General features: G+C 67.2%; 16 protein-coding genes. 5 read left to right on the plus strand and 11 right to left on the minus strand.

What is annotated here, in order from left to right:
* Nucleotides 1-4 precede the first annotated feature (4 nt).
* The 8 genes from nusB to LGM71_RS01930 form a co-directional block, all read right to left on the minus strand.
* Nucleotides 5-442, minus strand: coding sequence for a transcription antitermination factor NusB (gene nusB / locus LGM71_RS01895; protein WP_059605377.1), 438 nt, complete (start codon nt 440-442; stop codon nt 5-7).
* A complete protein-coding gene (gene ribH, locus LGM71_RS01900) occupies nt 439-954 on the minus strand; it encodes a 6,7-dimethyl-8-ribityllumazine synthase (protein WP_059680803.1) in 516 nt (171 codons plus the stop codon). Before ribH ends, nusB begins: the two co-directional genes overlap by 4 nt.
* 53 nt (nt 955-1007) lie before the next feature.
* Entirely contained in the window at nt 1008-2150 is a 1143-nt protein-coding gene (gene ribBA, locus LGM71_RS01905; RefSeq protein ID WP_059605371.1) for a bifunctional 3,4-dihydroxy-2-butanone-4-phosphate synthase/GTP cyclohydrolase II, read from the minus strand.
* A 187-nt stretch (nt 2151-2337) separates the two neighbouring features.
* The gene (locus LGM71_RS01910; protein WP_059605368.1) at nt 2338-2856 is read right to left on the minus strand and encodes a DUF1993 family protein; all 519 of its coding nucleotides are present in this window, start codon (nt 2854-2856) and stop codon (nt 2338-2340) included.
* Between the two features lie 182 nt (nt 2857-3038).
* The gene (locus LGM71_RS01915; RefSeq protein ID WP_059680800.1) at nt 3039-3668 is read right to left on the minus strand and encodes a riboflavin synthase; all 630 of its coding nucleotides are present in this window, start codon (nt 3666-3668) and stop codon (nt 3039-3041) included.
* 14 nt (nt 3669-3682) lie between these two features.
* On the minus strand, nt 3683-4804 hold the full coding sequence (gene ribD / locus LGM71_RS01920; RefSeq protein ID WP_124623558.1) for a bifunctional diaminohydroxyphosphoribosylaminopyrimidine deaminase/5-amino-6-(5-phosphoribosylamino)uracil reductase RibD: 1122 nt from the start codon (nt 4802-4804) through the stop codon (nt 3683-3685).
* Between the two features lie 15 nt (nt 4805-4819).
* Nucleotides 4820-6103 (minus strand): glutamate-1-semialdehyde 2,1-aminomutase, encoded by a 1284-nt coding sequence (gene hemL / locus LGM71_RS01925; RefSeq protein ID WP_059605360.1) that lies wholly within the window; start codon nt 6101-6103, stop codon nt 4820-4822.
* Between the two features lie 176 nt (nt 6104-6279).
* Nucleotides 6280-6744, minus strand: a complete 465-nt coding sequence (locus LGM71_RS01930) for a hypothetical protein (RefSeq protein WP_226113808.1) — start codon at nt 6742-6744, stop codon at nt 6280-6282.
* A gap of 248 nt (nt 6745-6992) precedes the next feature.
* Between LGM71_RS01930 and LGM71_RS01935 the strand changes: the two genes are divergently transcribed.
* A complete protein-coding gene (locus LGM71_RS01935) occupies nt 6993-8210 on the plus strand; it encodes a Bcr/CflA family multidrug efflux MFS transporter (protein WP_059605354.1) in 1218 nt (405 codons plus the stop codon).
* A 106-nt stretch (nt 8211-8316) separates the two neighbouring features.
* On the opposite strand, the gene LGM71_RS01940 is transcribed toward LGM71_RS01935, so the two are convergent.
* The 3 genes from LGM71_RS01940 to zwf all read right to left on the minus strand — a co-directional run bounded on the left by LGM71_RS01940 (nt 8317) and on the right by zwf (nt 12453).
* Nucleotides 8317-10245 carry a bifunctional transcriptional regulator/glucokinase gene (locus tag LGM71_RS01940; RefSeq protein WP_124904337.1) on the minus strand — a complete coding sequence of 643 codons (1929 nt, stop codon included), beginning with the start codon at nt 10243-10245 and terminating at the stop codon, nt 8317-8319.
* Nucleotides 10223-10903, minus strand: a complete 681-nt coding sequence (pgl, locus tag LGM71_RS01945) for a 6-phosphogluconolactonase (protein ID WP_226113810.1) — start codon at nt 10901-10903, stop codon at nt 10223-10225. The genes LGM71_RS01940 and pgl overlap by 23 nt, the downstream gene beginning before the upstream one ends.
* 80 nt (nt 10904-10983) lie before the next feature.
* On the minus strand, nt 10984-12453 hold the full coding sequence (zwf, locus tag LGM71_RS01950) for a glucose-6-phosphate dehydrogenase (RefSeq protein WP_124904341.1): 1470 nt from the start codon (nt 12451-12453) through the stop codon (nt 10984-10986).
* Between the two features lie 430 nt (nt 12454-12883).
* Between zwf and LGM71_RS01955 the strand changes: the two genes are divergently transcribed.
* The 4 genes from LGM71_RS01955 to LGM71_RS01970 all read left to right on the plus strand — a co-directional run bounded on the left by LGM71_RS01955 (nt 12884) and on the right by LGM71_RS01970 (nt 17287).
* Complete coding sequence (locus LGM71_RS01955) at nt 12884-14131, plus strand: ABC transporter substrate-binding protein (RefSeq protein WP_124623547.1); 1248 nt, start codon at nt 12884-12886, stop codon at nt 14129-14131.
* A 139-nt stretch (nt 14132-14270) separates the two neighbouring features.
* A complete protein-coding gene (locus LGM71_RS01960) occupies nt 14271-15209 on the plus strand; it encodes a carbohydrate ABC transporter permease (protein ID WP_059509685.1) in 939 nt (312 codons plus the stop codon).
* On the plus strand, nt 15199-16056 hold the full coding sequence (locus LGM71_RS01965; protein ID WP_124623544.1) for a carbohydrate ABC transporter permease: 858 nt from the start codon (nt 15199-15201) through the stop codon (nt 16054-16056). Before LGM71_RS01960 ends, LGM71_RS01965 begins: the two co-directional genes overlap by 11 nt.
* A 112-nt stretch (nt 16057-16168) precedes the next feature.
* Complete coding sequence (locus LGM71_RS01970) at nt 16169-17287, plus strand: ABC transporter ATP-binding protein (RefSeq protein WP_124623541.1); 1119 nt, start codon at nt 16169-16171, stop codon at nt 17285-17287.
* The last annotated feature ends 46 nt before the right edge of the window (nt 17288-17333 follow it).

Here is a 17333-nt window from a genome sequence, read left to right on the forward strand (position 1 = left end):
GGTATCAGCCGTTGCGGCGCGCCTGCGTTTCGGCGGGGCGCAGCTTCGCGGCGAGCTTGTCGAGCACGCCGTTGACGTACTTGTAGCCGTCGGAGCCGCCGAACGTCTTCGCGAGTTCGACCGCTTCGTTGATGATCACACGGTACGGCGTTTCGACATGGTGAGTGAGCTCGAACGTCGCGATCAGCAGCACCGCACGTTCGACCGGAGACAACTGGTCGATCGGGCGGTCGAGCGACGGCGTCAGCGCTTCGACGAGCGTCGCGTGCTCGCGGATCACGCCGTGCAGGATGGCTTCGAGCAGTTCCTTGTCAGCCTTGTCGTAACCGAGCGCGCCGCGCAGCTGCGCGTCGATCTCGCCGGAGGCCGCGTTCGACAGCAGCCACTGATACAGGCCCTGCGTCGCCAGCTCGCGCGATTGTCGGCGGGCGCTCTTCTTCATGCGCGCTCCTCTTCGTCTTCTTCCTCTTCGTCGTCCTCGTCGTCGTCGCCGAGCTGGTCGAGTGCCATCGTCAGGTTGGCCATCTCGACTGCGACGCGCGCGGCGTCACGACCCTTTTCGGTCATGCGCGCGACGGCCTGCTCGTCGTTTTCGGTCGTCAGGACCGCGTTGGCGATCGGCAGGTTGAAGTCGAGGCCGATGCGGGTGATGCCCGCGCCGCTTTCGTTCGACACGAGTTCGAAGTGGTACGTCTCGCCACGGATCACCGCGCCGAGCGCGATCAGCGCGTCGAACTGGCCGCTTTCCGCGAGTTTCTGCAGCGCGAGCGGGATTTCCAGCGCGCCGGGCACCGACACAAGCAGCACATCTTCACCGGAGACGCCGAGGCGCTCGAGTTCCTCGACGCACGCATCGGCGAGGCCGTTGCAGACGGGTTCGTTGAAGCGGGATTGCACGATGCCGATACGCAGGCCGTCGCCTTCGAGATTCGGTTGGTATTGTCCGATTTCCATGATCTGGTCCGTGGTGTGGATGAACGGTTATAGGGCGAAAGCGTCGTGGCGGGTTACGCGTGGGACGCCGGGCAGGACTTGGCTTCGCCGCCGGGCATCGGAATGAAGCCCGTGACTTCGAGGCCGTAGCCGGACATGCTGCCCAGCTTGCGCGGATTCGACAGCACCTGCATCTTGCTGACGCCGACATCGCGCAGGATCTGCGCGCCGATGCCGAACGTCTTGAAATCGACCGGCCGGCGCTTCAGCGCAGCGGCCTTTTCTTCCTCGTCGAACGCCTTGAAGACGTCGATCAGATGTTCCTTCGTGTCGCCGCAGTTGAGCAGCACGATCACGCCGAGGTCGCGTTCCGCGATCTCGCGCATCGCCGCGTCGAGCGTCCACGAGTGCGTCGAGATGCTCGTCTCGAGCAGATCGAGGACCGACAGCGGCTCGTGCACTCGCACGGGCGTATCGACGTCGGGCGACGGCGTGCCGCGCACCAGCGCGATGTGCGGCGAGCCGCTCGGCTGGTCGCGGTACAGCACCGCGCGGAACGTGCCGTGCGCGGTCTGCATCGTGCGCTCGGCGATCCGCTCGATGATCGATTCGGTGCGGCTGCGATAGTGGATCAGGTCGGCGATCGTGCCGATCTTCAGACCGTGTTCCTTCGCGAATTCGATCAGGTCGGGCAGGCGCGCCATCGTGCCGTCGTCCTTGATGATCTCGCAGATCACCGCGGCCGGCGTGAGGCCCGCGAGCGCGGTGAAGTCGCAGCCGGCCTCGGTGTGGCCGGCGCGCACGAGCACGCCGCCCGGCTGCGCCATGATCGGGAATACGTGCCCCGGCTGCACGATGTGCTCGGGGCGGACGTCGTGCGCGACCGCCGTGGCGATCGTGTGCGCGCGGTCGGCGGCCGAGATGCCGGTCGTCACGCCCTCGGCCGCTTCGATGCTGACCGTGAACGCGGTGCCGTACTGCGTGCCGTTGCGGTAGGTCATCAGCGGCAGGTGCAGCTGCTTGCAGCGTTCCTGCGTCAACGTCAGACAAACGAGGCCGCGGCCGTACTTGGCCATGAAGTTGATCGCTTCCGGCGTGACGAATTCGGCGGCGATCACGAGGTCGCCTTCGTTTTCGCGGTCTTCTTCGTCGACCAGGATCACCATCCGGCCGGCTTTCAACTCCGCGATGATGTCGAGCGTGGAGGCGAGCGTCATAAGGGGGCGAGAAAGAGGAAAGTGCGTATTTTACGCCAGCCGGGCGACGTTTCGGCTGGCACCGGCTGCGCGCGGCCGGCGAGCGCGCCGGAAAGCGGTGCGACCGGCCGTCGGGCCGGGCCTGCCCGGACCGTCGCGGCCCGCCCGAAGACGGGCCACCGCAGGCCGGCCGAGCCCCGGCCGTGCGTCACGCTTGTTCGTTACGGCCGCCGAGGTAATCGAGCTTGCCAAGTTCGACACCACTGTGGCGCAGGATGTCGTATGCCGTCGTCACGTGGAAGAAGAAGTTGGGCAGCACGAAGTTCAGCAGATACGATTGGCCGGTGAACTCGATCGGGCCGACGCGCATCTTGAGCACGACCTGGCGCGCTTCGCTGCCATCGATCTGTGCGGCGTCGAAGCCTTTCAGATAGTCGATCGTCTTCTGGATGCGCGCGTGCAGTTCGTCGAACGTCTGCTCGACGTCGGGATAGCTCGGGATGTCGACGCCGGCGAGCCGCGCGGCGCAGCCCTTGGCCGTGTCGGTCGCGATATACACCTGGCGGACGAGCGGCAGCATGTCCGGATAGAGGCGTGCGCCGATGAACACCGACGGGTCGATCTGCTTCTCGGCCGCATGCGCCTGCGCCTTGCCGAGGATGTGCTGCAGGTTGGTGAGGCCGCGGATCAGGACGGGCAGCGAAGCCTGGTACATCGAGATGGACATGGGACGACTCCTGGAGGAAAAGGGGGCAGCCGGTACGCGGCGCACCGTGCGTCGCGGCGCCGAAACCGCTGCCGTTGCATCTTAGCGCGACGGGATGACCCGTGCGCGTCGTTGGCCATCAGGTCAGGTGCCGGGCCGCACCGCCGGCTGCCATTTACCATCCAGGGGGCGGAACAGTCTGGTCAGTCCTGATGCACGCCCTGCGATGCCGACATCATCCGCTCCACATACCGCGCGATCATGTCGATTTCGAGATTGACCTTGTCGCCGGCCTTCACGTGACGCAGTGTCGTGACCTCGACCGTATGCGGGATCAGGTTGATCGAGAACTCGCAGCCGTCGGCGCGATCGTCGACCGTATTGACGGTCAGGCTCACGCCGTTGACCGTGATCGAGCCCTTGTACGCGAGATAGCGGCCGAGCTCGCGCGGCGCGACGATCCGCAACTCGTGCGATTCGCCGACCGGCGCGAAGCGCGTCACGGTGCCGAGGCCGTCGACGTGGCCCGACACGATGTGCCCGCCGAGGCGGTCGTGCGCGCGCAGCGCCTTCTCGAGGTTCACTTCGCCCGGCTGCGCGAGACCGACCGTGCGGTTCAGGCTTTCGCGCGACACGTCGACGTCGAAACCAGTGTCGGTCTTTTCGATCACCGTCATGCACGCGCCCTGGATCGCGATGCTGTCGCCGAGCGCGACATCGGCCAGGTCGAGCCCGCCGGCCTGCACGGTCAGCCGCACGCCCGCCTCGGGCGACGCGCCGAGCGGGTTGATCGCCTCGATGCGGCCGACGGCCGCGACAATTCCGGTAAACATCCTGACGGCTCCGTTCAAAGAGTGGCGGGGGGCGGCGCGACACGCGCCAGGATTCGCAGATCGTCGCCGATCCGCTCGACGCTGTGGAACGCGAGCCGCACGCGGGCGTCGAGGCTCGCCGGCGCGGCGAGGTCGAACATGCCGGCCGCGTCGCTGCCGAGCAGGCTCGGCGCGAGATAGACCAGCAGCTCGTCGACGCACTGCTCGCGCAGCAGCGAGCCGTTCAGCTTGTGGCCGGCCTCGACGTGCAACTCGTTGACGCCGCGCGCGCCGAGCGCCGCCAGCATCGCGGGCAGGTCGACCTTGCCGTACGCATTCGCGAGCGGCACGATTTCCGCGCCGCGCGACTTCAGCACGTTCGCGCGCACTTCGCCGGCGGCATCGAGCCGGCCGCAGAAGATCAGCAGCGGCGCGCCTTCGAGCAGGCGCGCATCGAGCGGCAGGTCGAGGCGGCTGTCGACCAGCACGCGCTGCGGCTGGCGCGGCGTGTCGATGCCGCGAACGGTCAGGAGCGGGTTGTCCTCGCGCACGGTGCCGATCCCGGTGAGGATCGCGCACGCGCGCGCGCGCCAGGCGTGGCCGTCGAGGCGCGCGGCCTCGCCGGTGATCCACTGGCTTTCGCCGGACGGCAGCGCCGTGCGTGCATCGAGCGACGCGGCCGTCTTCATCCGTACCCATGGGCGACCGCGCGTCATCCGCGACACGAAGCCGATGTTCAGTTCACCCGCTTCGTTCGCGAGCAGCCCGCAGCGCACGTCGATGCCCGCGTCGCGCAGCATCCCTAGGCCGCGCCCCGACACTTGCGGATTCGGGTCTTCCATCGCGGCGACGACCTTCGCGACGCGCGCGTCGATCAGTGCGTTCGCGCACGGCGGCGTGCGGCCGAAGTGGCTGCACGGCTCGAGCGTCACGTACACGGTGGAGCCGGCGACGTCATGGCCGCGCGCACGCGCGTCCTTCAGCGCCTGCACTTCCGCGTGGTCCTGGCCGGCCGGCTGCGTGAAGCCTTCGCCGATCACGTCGCCGTCCTTGACGATCACGCAGCCGACGCGCGGGTTCGGCGCGGTCGTATACATGCCGCGCGCCGCGAGCGTCAGCGCGCGCTGCATGTGGGCGAAATCGGTATCCGAGAACATGCGTGCGGACCCGGGTCAGGCGGCGAGGGCTGCGAATGCGCGACGTGCGGCCGCGAGCGTCGCGTCGATCACCGCGTCGTCGTGCGTGCTCGACACGAAGCCGGCCTCGTACGCGGACGGCGCGAAATACACACCCTCGTCGAGCATCAGGTGGAAGAAGCGGTTGAAGCGCTCGGTATCGCTCTTCGTGACTTCCGCGAAGCTGGTCGGCACACGCTCCGCGAAGTAGAGGCCGAACATCGCGCCGATCGAGTCGGCGGCGAACGGCACGCCGGCCGCGCGCGCTTCGGCCGCGAGGCCGTCGGCGAGGCGTTTCGTCTGCGCGGTGAGCGCGTCGTAGAAGCCGGGCGCCTGGATCAGTTGCAGCGTCTTCAGGCCCGCGGCGACCGCGATCGGGTTGCCCGACAGCGTGCCGGCCTGATAGACGCCGCCGAGCGGCGCGAGGTGGGCCATGATGTCGCGGCGGCCGCCGAACGCGGCGGCCGGCATCCCGCCGCCAATCACCTTGCCGAGGCAGGTGAGGTCGGCCGTGATCCCGTAGTACGCCTGCGCGCCGCCGAGCGCGACGCGGAAGCCGCACATCACTTCGTCGAAGATCAGCACGGCGCCGTGCTTCGTGCACAGCGCGCGCAGCGCGTTCAGGAATTCGGGCGTGCCGCGCACGAGGTTCATGTTGCCCGCGACGGGCTCGACGATCACCGCGGCGATCTCGTCGCCGAACGCGCCGAACGCTTCTTCGAGCGCGGCGACGTTGTTGTATTCCAGGACGGTCGTGTGTTTCGCGATGTCGGCGGGCACGCCGGCCGACGTCGGGTTGCCGAACGTCAGCAGGCCGGAGCCGGCCTTGACCAGCAGGCTGTCCGCGTGACCGTGATAGCAGCCCTCGAACTTGACGATGCGGCTGCGGCCCGTGAAGCCGCGCGCGAGACGCAGCGCGCTCATCGTGGCCTCGGTGCCGCTCGATACCATCCGCACCTGCTCGATCGACGGGACGAGCTTGCAGATTTCCTCGGCGATTTCGATCTCGGCTTCGGTCGGCGCGCCGAACGAGAAGCCGTCGGCGAGCACGTTCTGCACGGCCGACAGCACTTCCGGATGGACGTGGCCGACGATCATCGGGCCCCATGAGCCGATGTAGTCGATGTACTGCTTGCCGTCGGCATCCCAGAAGTACGGGCCCTGCGCGCGCGAGACGAAACGCGGCGTGCCGCCGACCGAACGGAAGGCTCGCACCGGCGAGTTGACGCCGCCCGGAATGGTCTTCTGGGCGCGTTCGAAGAGGATCTGATTGTTGGACATGGACGAAACCTGCGAGAGAAGGGCGCGGGGGCCTGTGCACGGGCCGCGGCGCCTGGGCGGAACGATCGTCTGATTGTACCGGAGACGCGCATGACGGGCCCGCCGGGCGGTCTGCGGCCTTTCGGCGCGTGAGGGATGGCGCGGGCCGGGCAGGACGAGGGTGTGATTCGGCCCCGTTATCGATCCGGCAACGGTGGCGGCTTGCGCTTGCCGGTCAGCTCGGCCCAGCGCTTCTCGAGCGGGCCTTCGACCATCGGCTTGATCGACGTGCCGGAGGACTGCGCGTCCCAGGTCTGCACCGAGTATGGATGGACGCGCAGCGCGTCGCGCGGGATCACGACGTCCTGGTGCGCGTCGACCAGCCAGTCGTAGACGAAGTCGATGCACAGCCGGTAGCCGCGCTTCGTCGCCGGGTCGGGCACCTCGTACGGCGCGCGCGTCACGTAGCCCGAGCCGAACACGCCTTTCGGCTCCTTCGCGACGCGGTGCAGGAACACACGATCGCCCGGCAGGATGCCGCGCGCGAAGCCGCAGCCCCACACGTCATGCACGGCCTCGCCGGCTTTCACGCGCGCGGCGACGTCGGGCAATTCGGGCCACGGCCATTTCTTGGGGCTCCAGATCAACAGGAAGGCGGTCATCGGTTCGATCGTGTGTCGTATTGGTCAGACGAGAGGGGCGAGGAGCTGCAAGCTTAATCGAATCCCGGCGCTCGATCCCGCGCGGTGGGCGTCGCGCCGGTGTTTTCCCGCCCGCCGCCCACTCGGCCGCCAGCACGTAAAAAAGTTGCGCGTACAATCATGGGCCTGGGCGCGCCGTTCGCGGCGCGGCCTCCCGTCTTCACCGCCACGCGCGCCCCGATGCGCGCGGGCCTCCATTCCGGATACCCATGTCTCACGTCATCCGACGCCGGCCCGATGCCCGGCTGATCCTGTTGCTTGGCGCGCTCGCCGCTTGCGGGCCGATCGCCACTGACATGTACCTGCCGAGCCTGCCGTCGATCGCCGACGGCTTTTCCGTGAGTCCCGGCGCCGCGCAGCGCACGCTGACGAGCTTCATGGCCGGCTTCTCGATCGGCATGCTGCTGTACGGTCCGATGTCCGACACGTGGGGCCGCCGGCCGGTGCTGCTCGGTGGCATCGCGCTGTTCACGCTCGCGAGCGTCGGCTGCTTCGTGTCGAACTCGATCGACATGCTGATCCTCGTGCGGTTCCTGCAGGCGCTCGGCGCCGGCGCTGCGTCGGTGCTGTCGCGTGCGATCGCGCGCGATGCGCACGAGCCGACCGATGCGGCGAAGGTGCTGTCGATGGTTGCGATCGTCACTGCGGTCGGGCCGCTGCTCGCGCCGCTGATCGGTGGGCAGATCCTGCGCTTCTCGGGCTGGCGCGGCGTGTTCGTCGTGCTCGCCGTGTTCGGCGCGGTGTGCGCGGCGACCGCTTACCTGCGCGTGCCGGAAACCTGGCCGAAGGAGCGGCGCAAGAGCGCGGCCGTGCTCGCGTCGTTCGCATCGTACGGGCGCATCCTGTCCGATCCGGTCGCGTGGGGGCACATGCTGTGCGGCGGGATGGCGTTCGCGTCGATGTTCTCGTACATCACCGCGACGCCGTTCGTGTACATCGAGTATTTCCACGTGTCGCCGCAGCACTACGGGCTGCTGTTCGGCCTGAACGTCGTCGGGATCATGATCGGCAACTTCGCGAACACGCGGCTCGTCGGCCGCATCGGCTCGCTGCGCATCATCTCGGCCGCGTCGCTCGTGAGCTGCATCGCGTCGCTCGCGGTCGCGCTCGTCGCGCTGACCGGGTGGGGCGGCTTGTGGTCGATCGTCGTGTGCCTGTTCTTCGTGGTCGGCGTGGTCGGGATCCTGTCCGCGAACTGCACGACCGACCTGATGCATCGCTATCCGCACAATGCGGGCGCGTCGGCGGCCGTGTTCGGCGCGATGCAGCTCGCGCTTGGCGCGATCGCGAGCGTTGCGATCGGCGCACTCGCGGACGGCACGCCGTTCGCGATGGGCGTGACGATCGGCGTCACCGGCGTGCTGTGTTTCGTCGGCCGCTCCCTCGTGCTGCGCTGGCATGGCCGGCCGGTGAAAGCGGGCGCCTGAGCCGGCGCGGCAGCCGCCGCCCCGGCATGAAAAAACGCCACCGCGCGATGCGTCGGTGGCGTTTTTTTCGGGCGGGCGGAAAGCGGTCGCCGTGCCGTGTCGGGCGTCAGTCCCGCGCGACGTCCTTCGCCGCCGGCGAGGCGCCGTGGCTCAGCCAGTCGAGCACGTCGGCCGTCTCGTCGTCGCTCGCCCGTGCGCGCGCCTGCGCGACGGCCTCCGGCAGTTCGCCGTTGGTGGACGCGCGACGAATCGCGACGCCGACCGCGAGGACGTCGATCATCAGCAGATGCAGGACCCGCGAGATCATCGACAGCTGCGATTCGCGCATCTCGATGTGGTCGGTCTCGAGCGCGACGGTCGCGCGCTTCGCGAGCGGCGTGTTGCTCGACGTGATCGCGATTACCTTCGCGCCGGCCTGCATCGCGACCTCGAGCACGCGCAGCAATTCCGGCGCGCGTCCCGATTTCGACACCGCGACGATCACGTCGCCCTTGCCGAGCAGCGCGGCCGATGCGGCCTGCATGTACAGGTCGCCGTACGCGATCGTCGGAATCCCGAAGCGGAAGAACTTGTAATGCGCGTCCTGCGCGACGATGTTCGAGTTGCCGAGCCCGTAGAACTCGATGCGGCGCGCGCCGTTCAGGATCTCGATCGCGTTCTCGACGTGCTCGAAGTTCAGGTGTTCGCGCAACTGCAGGATCGCGGACACCGTGTTGTCGAGCACCTTCGCGCCGAAGTCGGTGGCGGTGTCGCCGAGATGCACCTGGCTGTGGCTCATCGGAATCGTGCCGGTGAGGCCGGTCGCGAGTTTCAGCTTGAAATCCGACAGCCCCTGGCAGCCGAGCGAGCGGCAGAAGCGGATCACCGTCGGCTGGCTCACGTCCGCCTTGCGTGCGATGTCGACGATCGGGTCGTTGATGATCGAGCGCGGATGGTTCAGCGCGAGATCGGCGACGCGGCGCTCGGCCGGCGTCAGCGCGTCGCGCATCTGGCGGATCCGCTCGAACACGGCCGACGATGCGCCGCCCGACCGGTTCGACAACTGCTCCGCGAGGATCGCCGACACGCCGAGGAAGGCCGGATATTCGGCGGTGATCAGGTAGGTCGGGATGTTCTGGAGATACTGCGTGAAGCGGCCCTTCGCCTCGAAGCGCGCGCGGAACGACGAGCGCGTGAACAGATCGCCGAGCTTCAGCGCGACGCCGCCGCCAATGTACACGCCGCCGAGCGCGCCGAGCGTCAGCGCGAGGCTGCCCGCGAACGAGCCGAGGATGCCGCAGAAGCATTCGACCGCCTCGAGGGCGAGATCGTCGCCCGCATGCGCGCGCTCGACGATCTCCGCCGTGTCGACGGTCGCGGCCACGCGCTTCTTGTCGCGCGCGGCGAGCGCGCGGTAGATGACCTCGATGCCCGGTCCCGCGCACACGCGTTCGAAGGACACGTGCGGAAACTTCTTGCGCGCGTACTGCAGCACGAGATCCTCGCGCTCGTCCTGCGGCGCGAACGATGCGTGACCGCCTTCGCTGCCGAGCGCGATCCAGCGGTCGTCCGCGGGAATCAGGCCGGAGACCCCGAGCCCGGTGCCGGGCCCGAGCAGCCCGATCACGCTGTTCTGGCGGCGCGTGCCGCCACCGATCTGCACGCGCTGCGCATCGGTCAGGCCCGGCAGCGCCATCGCGAGCGCGGTGAAGTCGTTCACGACGAGCAGCGTGTCGAAGCCGAGCGCGCGGCGCGTGGCCTCGATCGAGAAGCTCCAGTCGTGATTGGTCATCGTGATCTGGTCGCCGTCGACCGGGTTCGCGATCGCGATCGCCGCGTGGTTCACGCGGCTGATCTTCACGTCCTTCAGATACTTGCGGATCGCGTCGGTGAGCGTCGGATAGTCCGCGCCGGGGTAGACGCGGATCTGCGTGATCTCGCCGGGGCCGGTTTCCAGCGCGAAACGCGCGTTGGTGCCGCCGACGTCCGCGAGCAGGCGCGGGCCGTCGGCATGCTGGGCCGCGACGACAGCCTTACTTTGCGCACCAGTAGACATCGAGCTTGGTCCCCTTGTCGTTGGCCAGTTGGGAAATCGCGTTCTTCTGCAGCGATGCGGCTGCCGCGTCGAGCACCGCGCGTTTGCGTTCGCCCGCGATCAGCAGGAACAGCCGCTCGACGCGCTTGAGCGCATCGAGCGAGAAGCTCACACGCGCATGCGGCGCGGCGCCGGGATGCACGGCGACGAAGCGCTCGGGCGTCGTGATCGCGCGATCCCATTCGGGCGCATCGGCGAAGATCGACGCGGTGTGGCCGTCCTCGCCCATGCCGAGCACGGCGACGGTCGGCACGCGGTAGTCGGCGTTCGCGTTGAGTGCGGCGACGTGCGCGTCGAGCGCCGCGCGCGTGTCGACGAGCGGCAGGAAGCGGGCAGGGGCCGCCGCGTGTTGCAGCAGCGTGTCGCGCACGAACTGCGCGTTGCTGGCCGCGTCGTCTTCCGGCACCCAGCGGTCGTCGACCAGCGTGACGTCGACGCCGGCCCAGTCGAGCGCCGCGTGCGACAGCGTTTGCAGGAACGGGCGCGGGCTCGTGCCGCCGGACACCGCGAGCGTCGGGCGCGCGGGGCCGCCGAGCGCGGCGCGCAGCGCATCGCCGACGGCGCGCGCGAGCGCTTCGCTTTGCGCTTCCTGGGTGTCGAAAGCGTGAATCTCGATCACATCTCCTCCGGACTGCTTTGTCTGTTCAATTCGTGCGAATCATGGGGCACGTTGCCGTGTGCACACGGCAACGGTTTGCATCAGTTTTCTTCTTCGAGCCAGCAGGTGCCGTGCTGCGCAAGCATCGCGCTCGCCGCGGCCGGCCCCCACGTGCCTGCCGCATACGGCTTCGGCGGCTTCAGCGAGCGGGCCCATTCGTTCAGGATCGGCTCGACCCAGCGCCACGCGGCTTCCTGTTCGTCGCGACGCACGAACAGGGCGAGGCGGCCGTTGATCACGTCGAGCAAGAGGCGCTGATACGCCTCCATCTGCCCTTCCTTGAAGAAACGGTCGAACGCGAGGTCGAGGTGCACGCTCGCGAGGTTCATCCCTTCGCCGGGTTGCTTCGCGAGGCAGTACAGGCGAATCGTCTCGTTCGGCTGCAGCCGGATCACGAGGCGGTTCGATCCGGCGCGCAGCGCGGTCGGCCCGAGGGCCGAGTGCGGCACCGGCCGGAAGTTGACGACGATCTCCGCGACGCGATCGGCGAGACGCTTGCCGGTGCGCAGGAAGAACGGCACGCCGGCCCAGCGCCAGTTTTCGATCTCGACCTTCAGCGCGACGAAGGTTTCGGTCGGGCTGTCCGGCTTCACGCCAGGCTCGGTCGCGTAGGCCGGCACCTGCGCGCCCTTGATCACGCCCGCATGGTACTGGCCGCGCACCGCGACCTTGCCGATGTCGCGCGAATCGACGGGTTTCAGCGCGCGCAGCACGCGCAGCTTTTCGTCGCGCACCGAGTCGGAGTCCATCGAGTGCGGCGGCTCCATGGCGACGATCGACAGCAGCTGCAGCAGGTGGTTCTGCACCATGTCGCGCAGCGCGCCCGTATTGTCGTAGAAATCGCCGCGCGCCTCGACGCCGAGCTCCTCGGCGATCGTGATCTGGATGCTCTCGACCCATTCGCGGCGCCACAGCGGCTCGAACAGCGCATTGCCGAAGCGCAGCGCGAGCAGGTTCTGCACCGGCTCCTTCCCGAGGTAGTGGTCGATCCGGTAGATCTGGTCTTCCGCGAAGATCTCGCCGACCGCGTCGTTGATCGCGTTCGACGAGCGCAAGTCGTAGCCGAGCGGCTTCTCGAGCACGATGCGCGCGCCTTCGTTCAGGCCGACCGACGCGAGTGCCTTGCAGATCGGCACGAACAGCGACGGCCCCGTCGCGAGATAGAACACGCGGATGCCGGGAAGCTGCGCGACCGCGTCGCGCAGCACGACGTAGTCCTCCGCGCGACCGAGGTCGAGCTTTACGTATTCGATGCGTTCGAGGAAGGATTTCCACGCGGTTTCGTCGAAGGCCTTGCCGGCGGCTTTCGCCGCGTGCGGCTTCACGTGCGTGTCGACCCACTCGAGATAGCCGGCCCGATCCGATTCGTGCCGCGCGACGGCAACGATCCGGCCGCTTTCCGCGAGCATGTTGCCGCGGTGCGCTTCGAACAGCGCGGGCAGGATCTTGCGCATCGACAGGTCGCCGGTGCCGCCGAAAAGTACGAAGGTAAAGCTGGAATCGGTATGCATGTGTCTCCGCCGGTTGGGGTGCTGGGAAGCGATCCGTAGTGCGATAAAAATATTTTTGACACTGAATTGTAGTTTAACTACAATCCGCCGCAAGGGGTAGCACCTGGGTGAAGAAAAAAAGAAGTGCGGTCGATGAACTGCGCGAGCTTCGCCTTCGGGAACGCCTTGTGCCGAATGTTATCGGACATTGACGGTGCGCATCGTCCGCGCGCCGTCGCCCCCGGGCTCGCGCCGCGGCATCGCGGCGGGCCAGAAACACAAAGAGGAGACACGCCGTTGAATCTCGATTCACGCTTTCTGTAAGAGCCCGGCCGGTCATCGGCCCCGTACGCTGCATGCGTCCCGCGGCTCGATTTCCCCGTCGTTTATCAAGAAGCCGGTTCCCCGTCGGGGAACCTCACGAGTTGATTCAGTCTGGAGGAGATAAGTAATGAAAGTTCGCTCGATCATGGGCGCGCTCTGCGCCGCGGGTCTGATGGCTGGCGCCGTGGCGGCGCAGGCGGCCGAGAATGTAACCGTGCTGCACTGGTGGACCTCGGGCGGCGAGTCGAAGGCCGTCGGCGTGCTGAAGGACGACGTGCAGAAGCAGGGCTACGTGTGGAAGGACTTCGCGGTCGCGGGCGGCGCCGGCGCCGCGGCGATGACCGCGCTGAAGACGAAGGTGATCAGCGGTGACGCACCGTCGGCCGCGCAGATCAAGGGCCCGCTGATCCAGGACTGGGCCGACCAGGGCGTGCTCGTCAACATCGATTCCGCCGCTGGCGACTGGAAGCAGAACCTGCCGCCGGAAATCGACAAGATCATCAAGTACAAGGGCCACACCGTCGCGGCGCCGTTCTCGGTGCATCGCGTGAACTGGCTCTATATCAACAAGGCCGCGCTCGACAAGGTCGGCGCGAAGGTGCCGACCACCTGGCCTGAATTCTTCGCGGTCGCCGACAAGCTGAAGGCCGCGGGCATCCAGCCGGTCGCGATGGGCGGCCAGCCGTGGCAGGACCTGACGCTGTGGGAAGACGTCGTGCTGTCGCAGGGCCCGGCGTTCTACAAGAAGGCGCTGGTGGATCTCGACCAGGCGACGCTGACCTCGCCGCAGATGCTGTCGGTGTTCGACACGGTGCGCAAGATCCAGGGCTACTTCGATACCGGCCGTAACGGCCGCGACTGGAACCTCGCGACCGCGATGGTCATCAACGGCAAGGCCGGCATGCAGTTCATGGGCGACTGGGCGAAGGGCGAGTTCGAGAACGCGGGCAAGAAGGCGGGCAAGGACTACATCTGCGCGGCGGTGCCGGGTACGGCGAATTCGTACACGTTCAACGTCGACTCGTTCGTGTTCTTCCAGCAGAAGGGCCAGAAGGAAGCGACGCCGGGCCAGCTCGCACTCGCGAAGACGATCATGACGCCGGCCTTCCAGGAGCAGTTCAGCCTGCTGAAGGGTTCGGTGCCGGTGCGTCTCGGCGTGAAGATGGACAAGTTCGACGACTGCGCGAAGAAGTCGTACGCCGACGAGCAGACCGCGATCAAGTCGGGCGGCTTCGTGCCGTCGCTCGCGCACGGGATGGCGCAGGGCGACGCAACGGCCGGCGCGATCACCGACGTCGTGACGAAGTTCATGAACTCGCAGCAGGATTCGAAGAGCGCGGTCGCCGCGCTCGCGAAAGCCGCGAAGGTGAAGTAAAACGCGATAGGCGCCCGGCCGGAAGCACTTCGCCGGCCGGGCGTTTTTGCAAGTGCAGCAAACGGGCTCGCCCGCGAAGCCCGTGCCGTACCCGGCGCCGGCCCGGCCTGCGTCACCCTCGTTCCAGGAGTCGAATCAAGTGGCTGCCCCTCTTAGCGGAAACGGATCCGGCGCTGCCGCCGCACGGCGCACGTCGCCGATGTCGGCCTTCGCCGATCGCTGGATCCCGAAGCTCGTGCTCGCGCCGAGCCTCGCGATCGCCGTGGTGTTCATCTACGGCTTCATTCTGATCACCGGCTATCTGTCGCTGACCAACTCGCGGCTGTTGCCGAACTACGAATTCGACGGCTTCGGCCGTTACACGGACCTGTTCCAGAACGACGTGTGGTGGACCTCCGCCGCGAACCTCGGCTGGTTCGGGATTCCGTTCATCGCGATCTGCGTCGCGCTCGGGCTGTTCCTCGCAATCCTGCTCGACCAGCGGATCCGCAACGAAGGCGCGCTGCGCGCGATCTTCCTGTATCCGATGGCGCTGTCGTTCATCGTCACGGGTACCGCATGGCAGTGGATCCTGAACCCGGGCCTCGGCCTGGAGAAAGTGATGCACGACTGGGGCTGGACCAGCTTCTCGTTCGGCTGGCTCGACGATCCGGACAAGGCGATCTTCTGTATCGTGATCGCCGCCGTGTGGCAGTCGACCGGCTTCGTGATGGCGCTGTTCCTCGCCGGGTTGCGCGGCGTCGACGCCGAGATCTTCAAGGCCGCGCAGGTCGACGGCGCGACGCTGCCGACCATCTACCGCAAGATCGTGATCCCGAGCATGCGCCCGGTGTTCTTCTCGGTGCTGCTGATTCTCTGCCACATCACGATCAAGACCTTCGACCTGGTGGTCGCGTTGACGGCGGGCGGCCCCGGCACGTCGTCGTCGCTGCCGGCCATGTTCATGTACACGTTTTCGTTCAACCGCGGCCAGCTCGGGCTCGGCGCGGCGTCGTCGGTGATGATGCTCGCGACCGTGGTCGCCGTGCTGGTGCCGCTGATGTATATGGAATCGAGGAGCACCCGCAATGCAGCCTAAGATGACGATCAGCCGGGCAGTGATCTATGCGGCGCTGATCCTGTTCGCGCTGTATTTCCTGTTCCCGATCTACGTGATGCTGTCGACGTCCTTCAAGGATCTCGACCAGCTGCGCACCGGCAACCTGCTGACGCCGCCGACGCACTGGACCATCGATCCGTGGGTGAAGGCGTGGAGCGGCGCGTGTACCGGCGTGCGCTGCGACGGCATGAAGCCGTTCTTCCTGAACTCGCTGCAGATGGTGATCCCGGCCGTGCTGATCTCGTCGCTGATCGGCGCGTTCAACGGCTACGTGCTCACGCACTGGCGCTTTCGCGGCGCGGATGCGCTGTTCACGATGATGCTGGTCGGCTGCTTCATTCCGTTCCAGGTGATCCTGCTGCCGATGGCGCGCCTGCAGGGGATGCTCGGCCTCGCCAACACGATTCCGGGCCTCGTGTTCGTGCACGTCGTGTACGGGATCGCGTTCACGACGATGTTCTTCCGCAACTTCTACGTGAGCGTGCCGGCCGAACTCGTGAAGGCCGCGCGCATCGACGGCGCGGGCTTCTTCACGATCTTCACGAAGATCCTGATGCCCGTGTCGCTGCCGATCTTCATGGTGTGCCTGATCTGGCAATTCACGCAGATCTGGAACGACTTCCTGTTCGGGATCGTGTTCTCCGGCGTCGATTCGATGCCGATCACGGTCGCGCTGAACAACCTCGTCAACACGTCGACGGGCGTGAAGGAATACAACGTCGACATGGCCGGCGCGATCATCGCCGCGCTGCCGACGCTGCTCGTCTACGTGGTCGCCGGCCGCTACTTCGTGCGCGGGCTGACGGCGGGCGCGGTGAAGGGGTAAGCGCGGTTTCATCCGAAACGACGAACCGGCCGCGCACGACGCGCGGCGCATCGAAACGAACCCGACGCGGCGCCGCAGTGCGCCGCGCGAGACGAGACAGAGGATTCACAGCATGGCAAGCCTTTCCATCCGTGACGTGTACAAGACCTACCCGAACGGGGTGCCGGTCCTGAAGGGTGTCGACATCGAGATCGAGGACGGACAGTTCCTGATCCTGGTCGGCGGGTCGGGCTGCGGGAAGTCGACGCTGCTCAACATGATTGCCGGGCTCGAAACCGTGACGAGCGGCGAGATCTGCATCGACGGCAAGGTCGTCAACGACCTGTCGCCGAAGGATCGCGACATCGCGATGGTGTTCCAGTCGTACGCGCTGTATCCGTCGATGACGGTGCGCGAGAACATCTCGTTCGGCCTGAACATCCGCAAGGTGCCGAAGAGCGAGCAGCAGCAGATCGTCGAGCGCGTGTCGGCGATGCTGCAGATCCAGCATCTGCTTGACCGCAAGCCGGGCCAGCTGTCGGGCGGCCAGCGCCAGCGCGTCGCGATGGGCCGTGCGCTCGCACGCGATCCGTCGCTGTTCCTGTTCGACGAACCGCTGTCGAACCTCGACGCGAAGCTGCGCATCGAGATGCGCGCGGAAATCAAGCTGCTGCACCAGCGCCTCGGCACGACGATCGTCTACGTGACGCACGACCAGATCGAGGCAATGACGCTCGGCGACCGGATCGCGGTGATGAAGGACGGCGTGGTCCAACAGTTCGGCGCGCCGCAGGAGATCTACGATTCGCCGTCGAACCTGTTCGTCGCGGGCTTCATCGGCGCGCCGCCGATGAACTTCATCAACGGCAAGCTGGTCGAGCAGGGCAGCGGGATCGCGCTCGAGATCGACACGGGCCTCGCGCGCAGCGCGCTGAACCTGCCGTTCGACGCGAAGCGAATGAACGGTCATGTCGGCCGCGAGGTGATCCTCGGCCTGCGCCCGGAGCGCATCACCGACGTGCGCAACGCGCACCACGGCGAGACGTCGCAGCTGCAGCCGATCGACGTGCGCGTCGACGTGACGGAGCCGACCGGGCCGGACACGCACGTGTTCGCGCAGGTCAACGGCAAGCGGATCGTGAGCCGCGTGCATCCGGCCGCGAATCCGCAGCCGGGGCAGACGCAGTCGCTGCTGTTCGACGTGTCGAAGGCGGTGCTGTTCGATCCGGTGTCGGAAGAGCGGATCGCGTGAGGACGCGAATGCGCTGAACGAACGTGAAGGGGCCGTCTTGAACGGC

Source organism: Burkholderia sp. AU33545 (genome assembly GCF_020419685.1).
Taxonomy (GTDB): Bacteria; Pseudomonadota; Gammaproteobacteria; order Burkholderiales; family Burkholderiaceae; genus Burkholderia; species Burkholderia diffusa.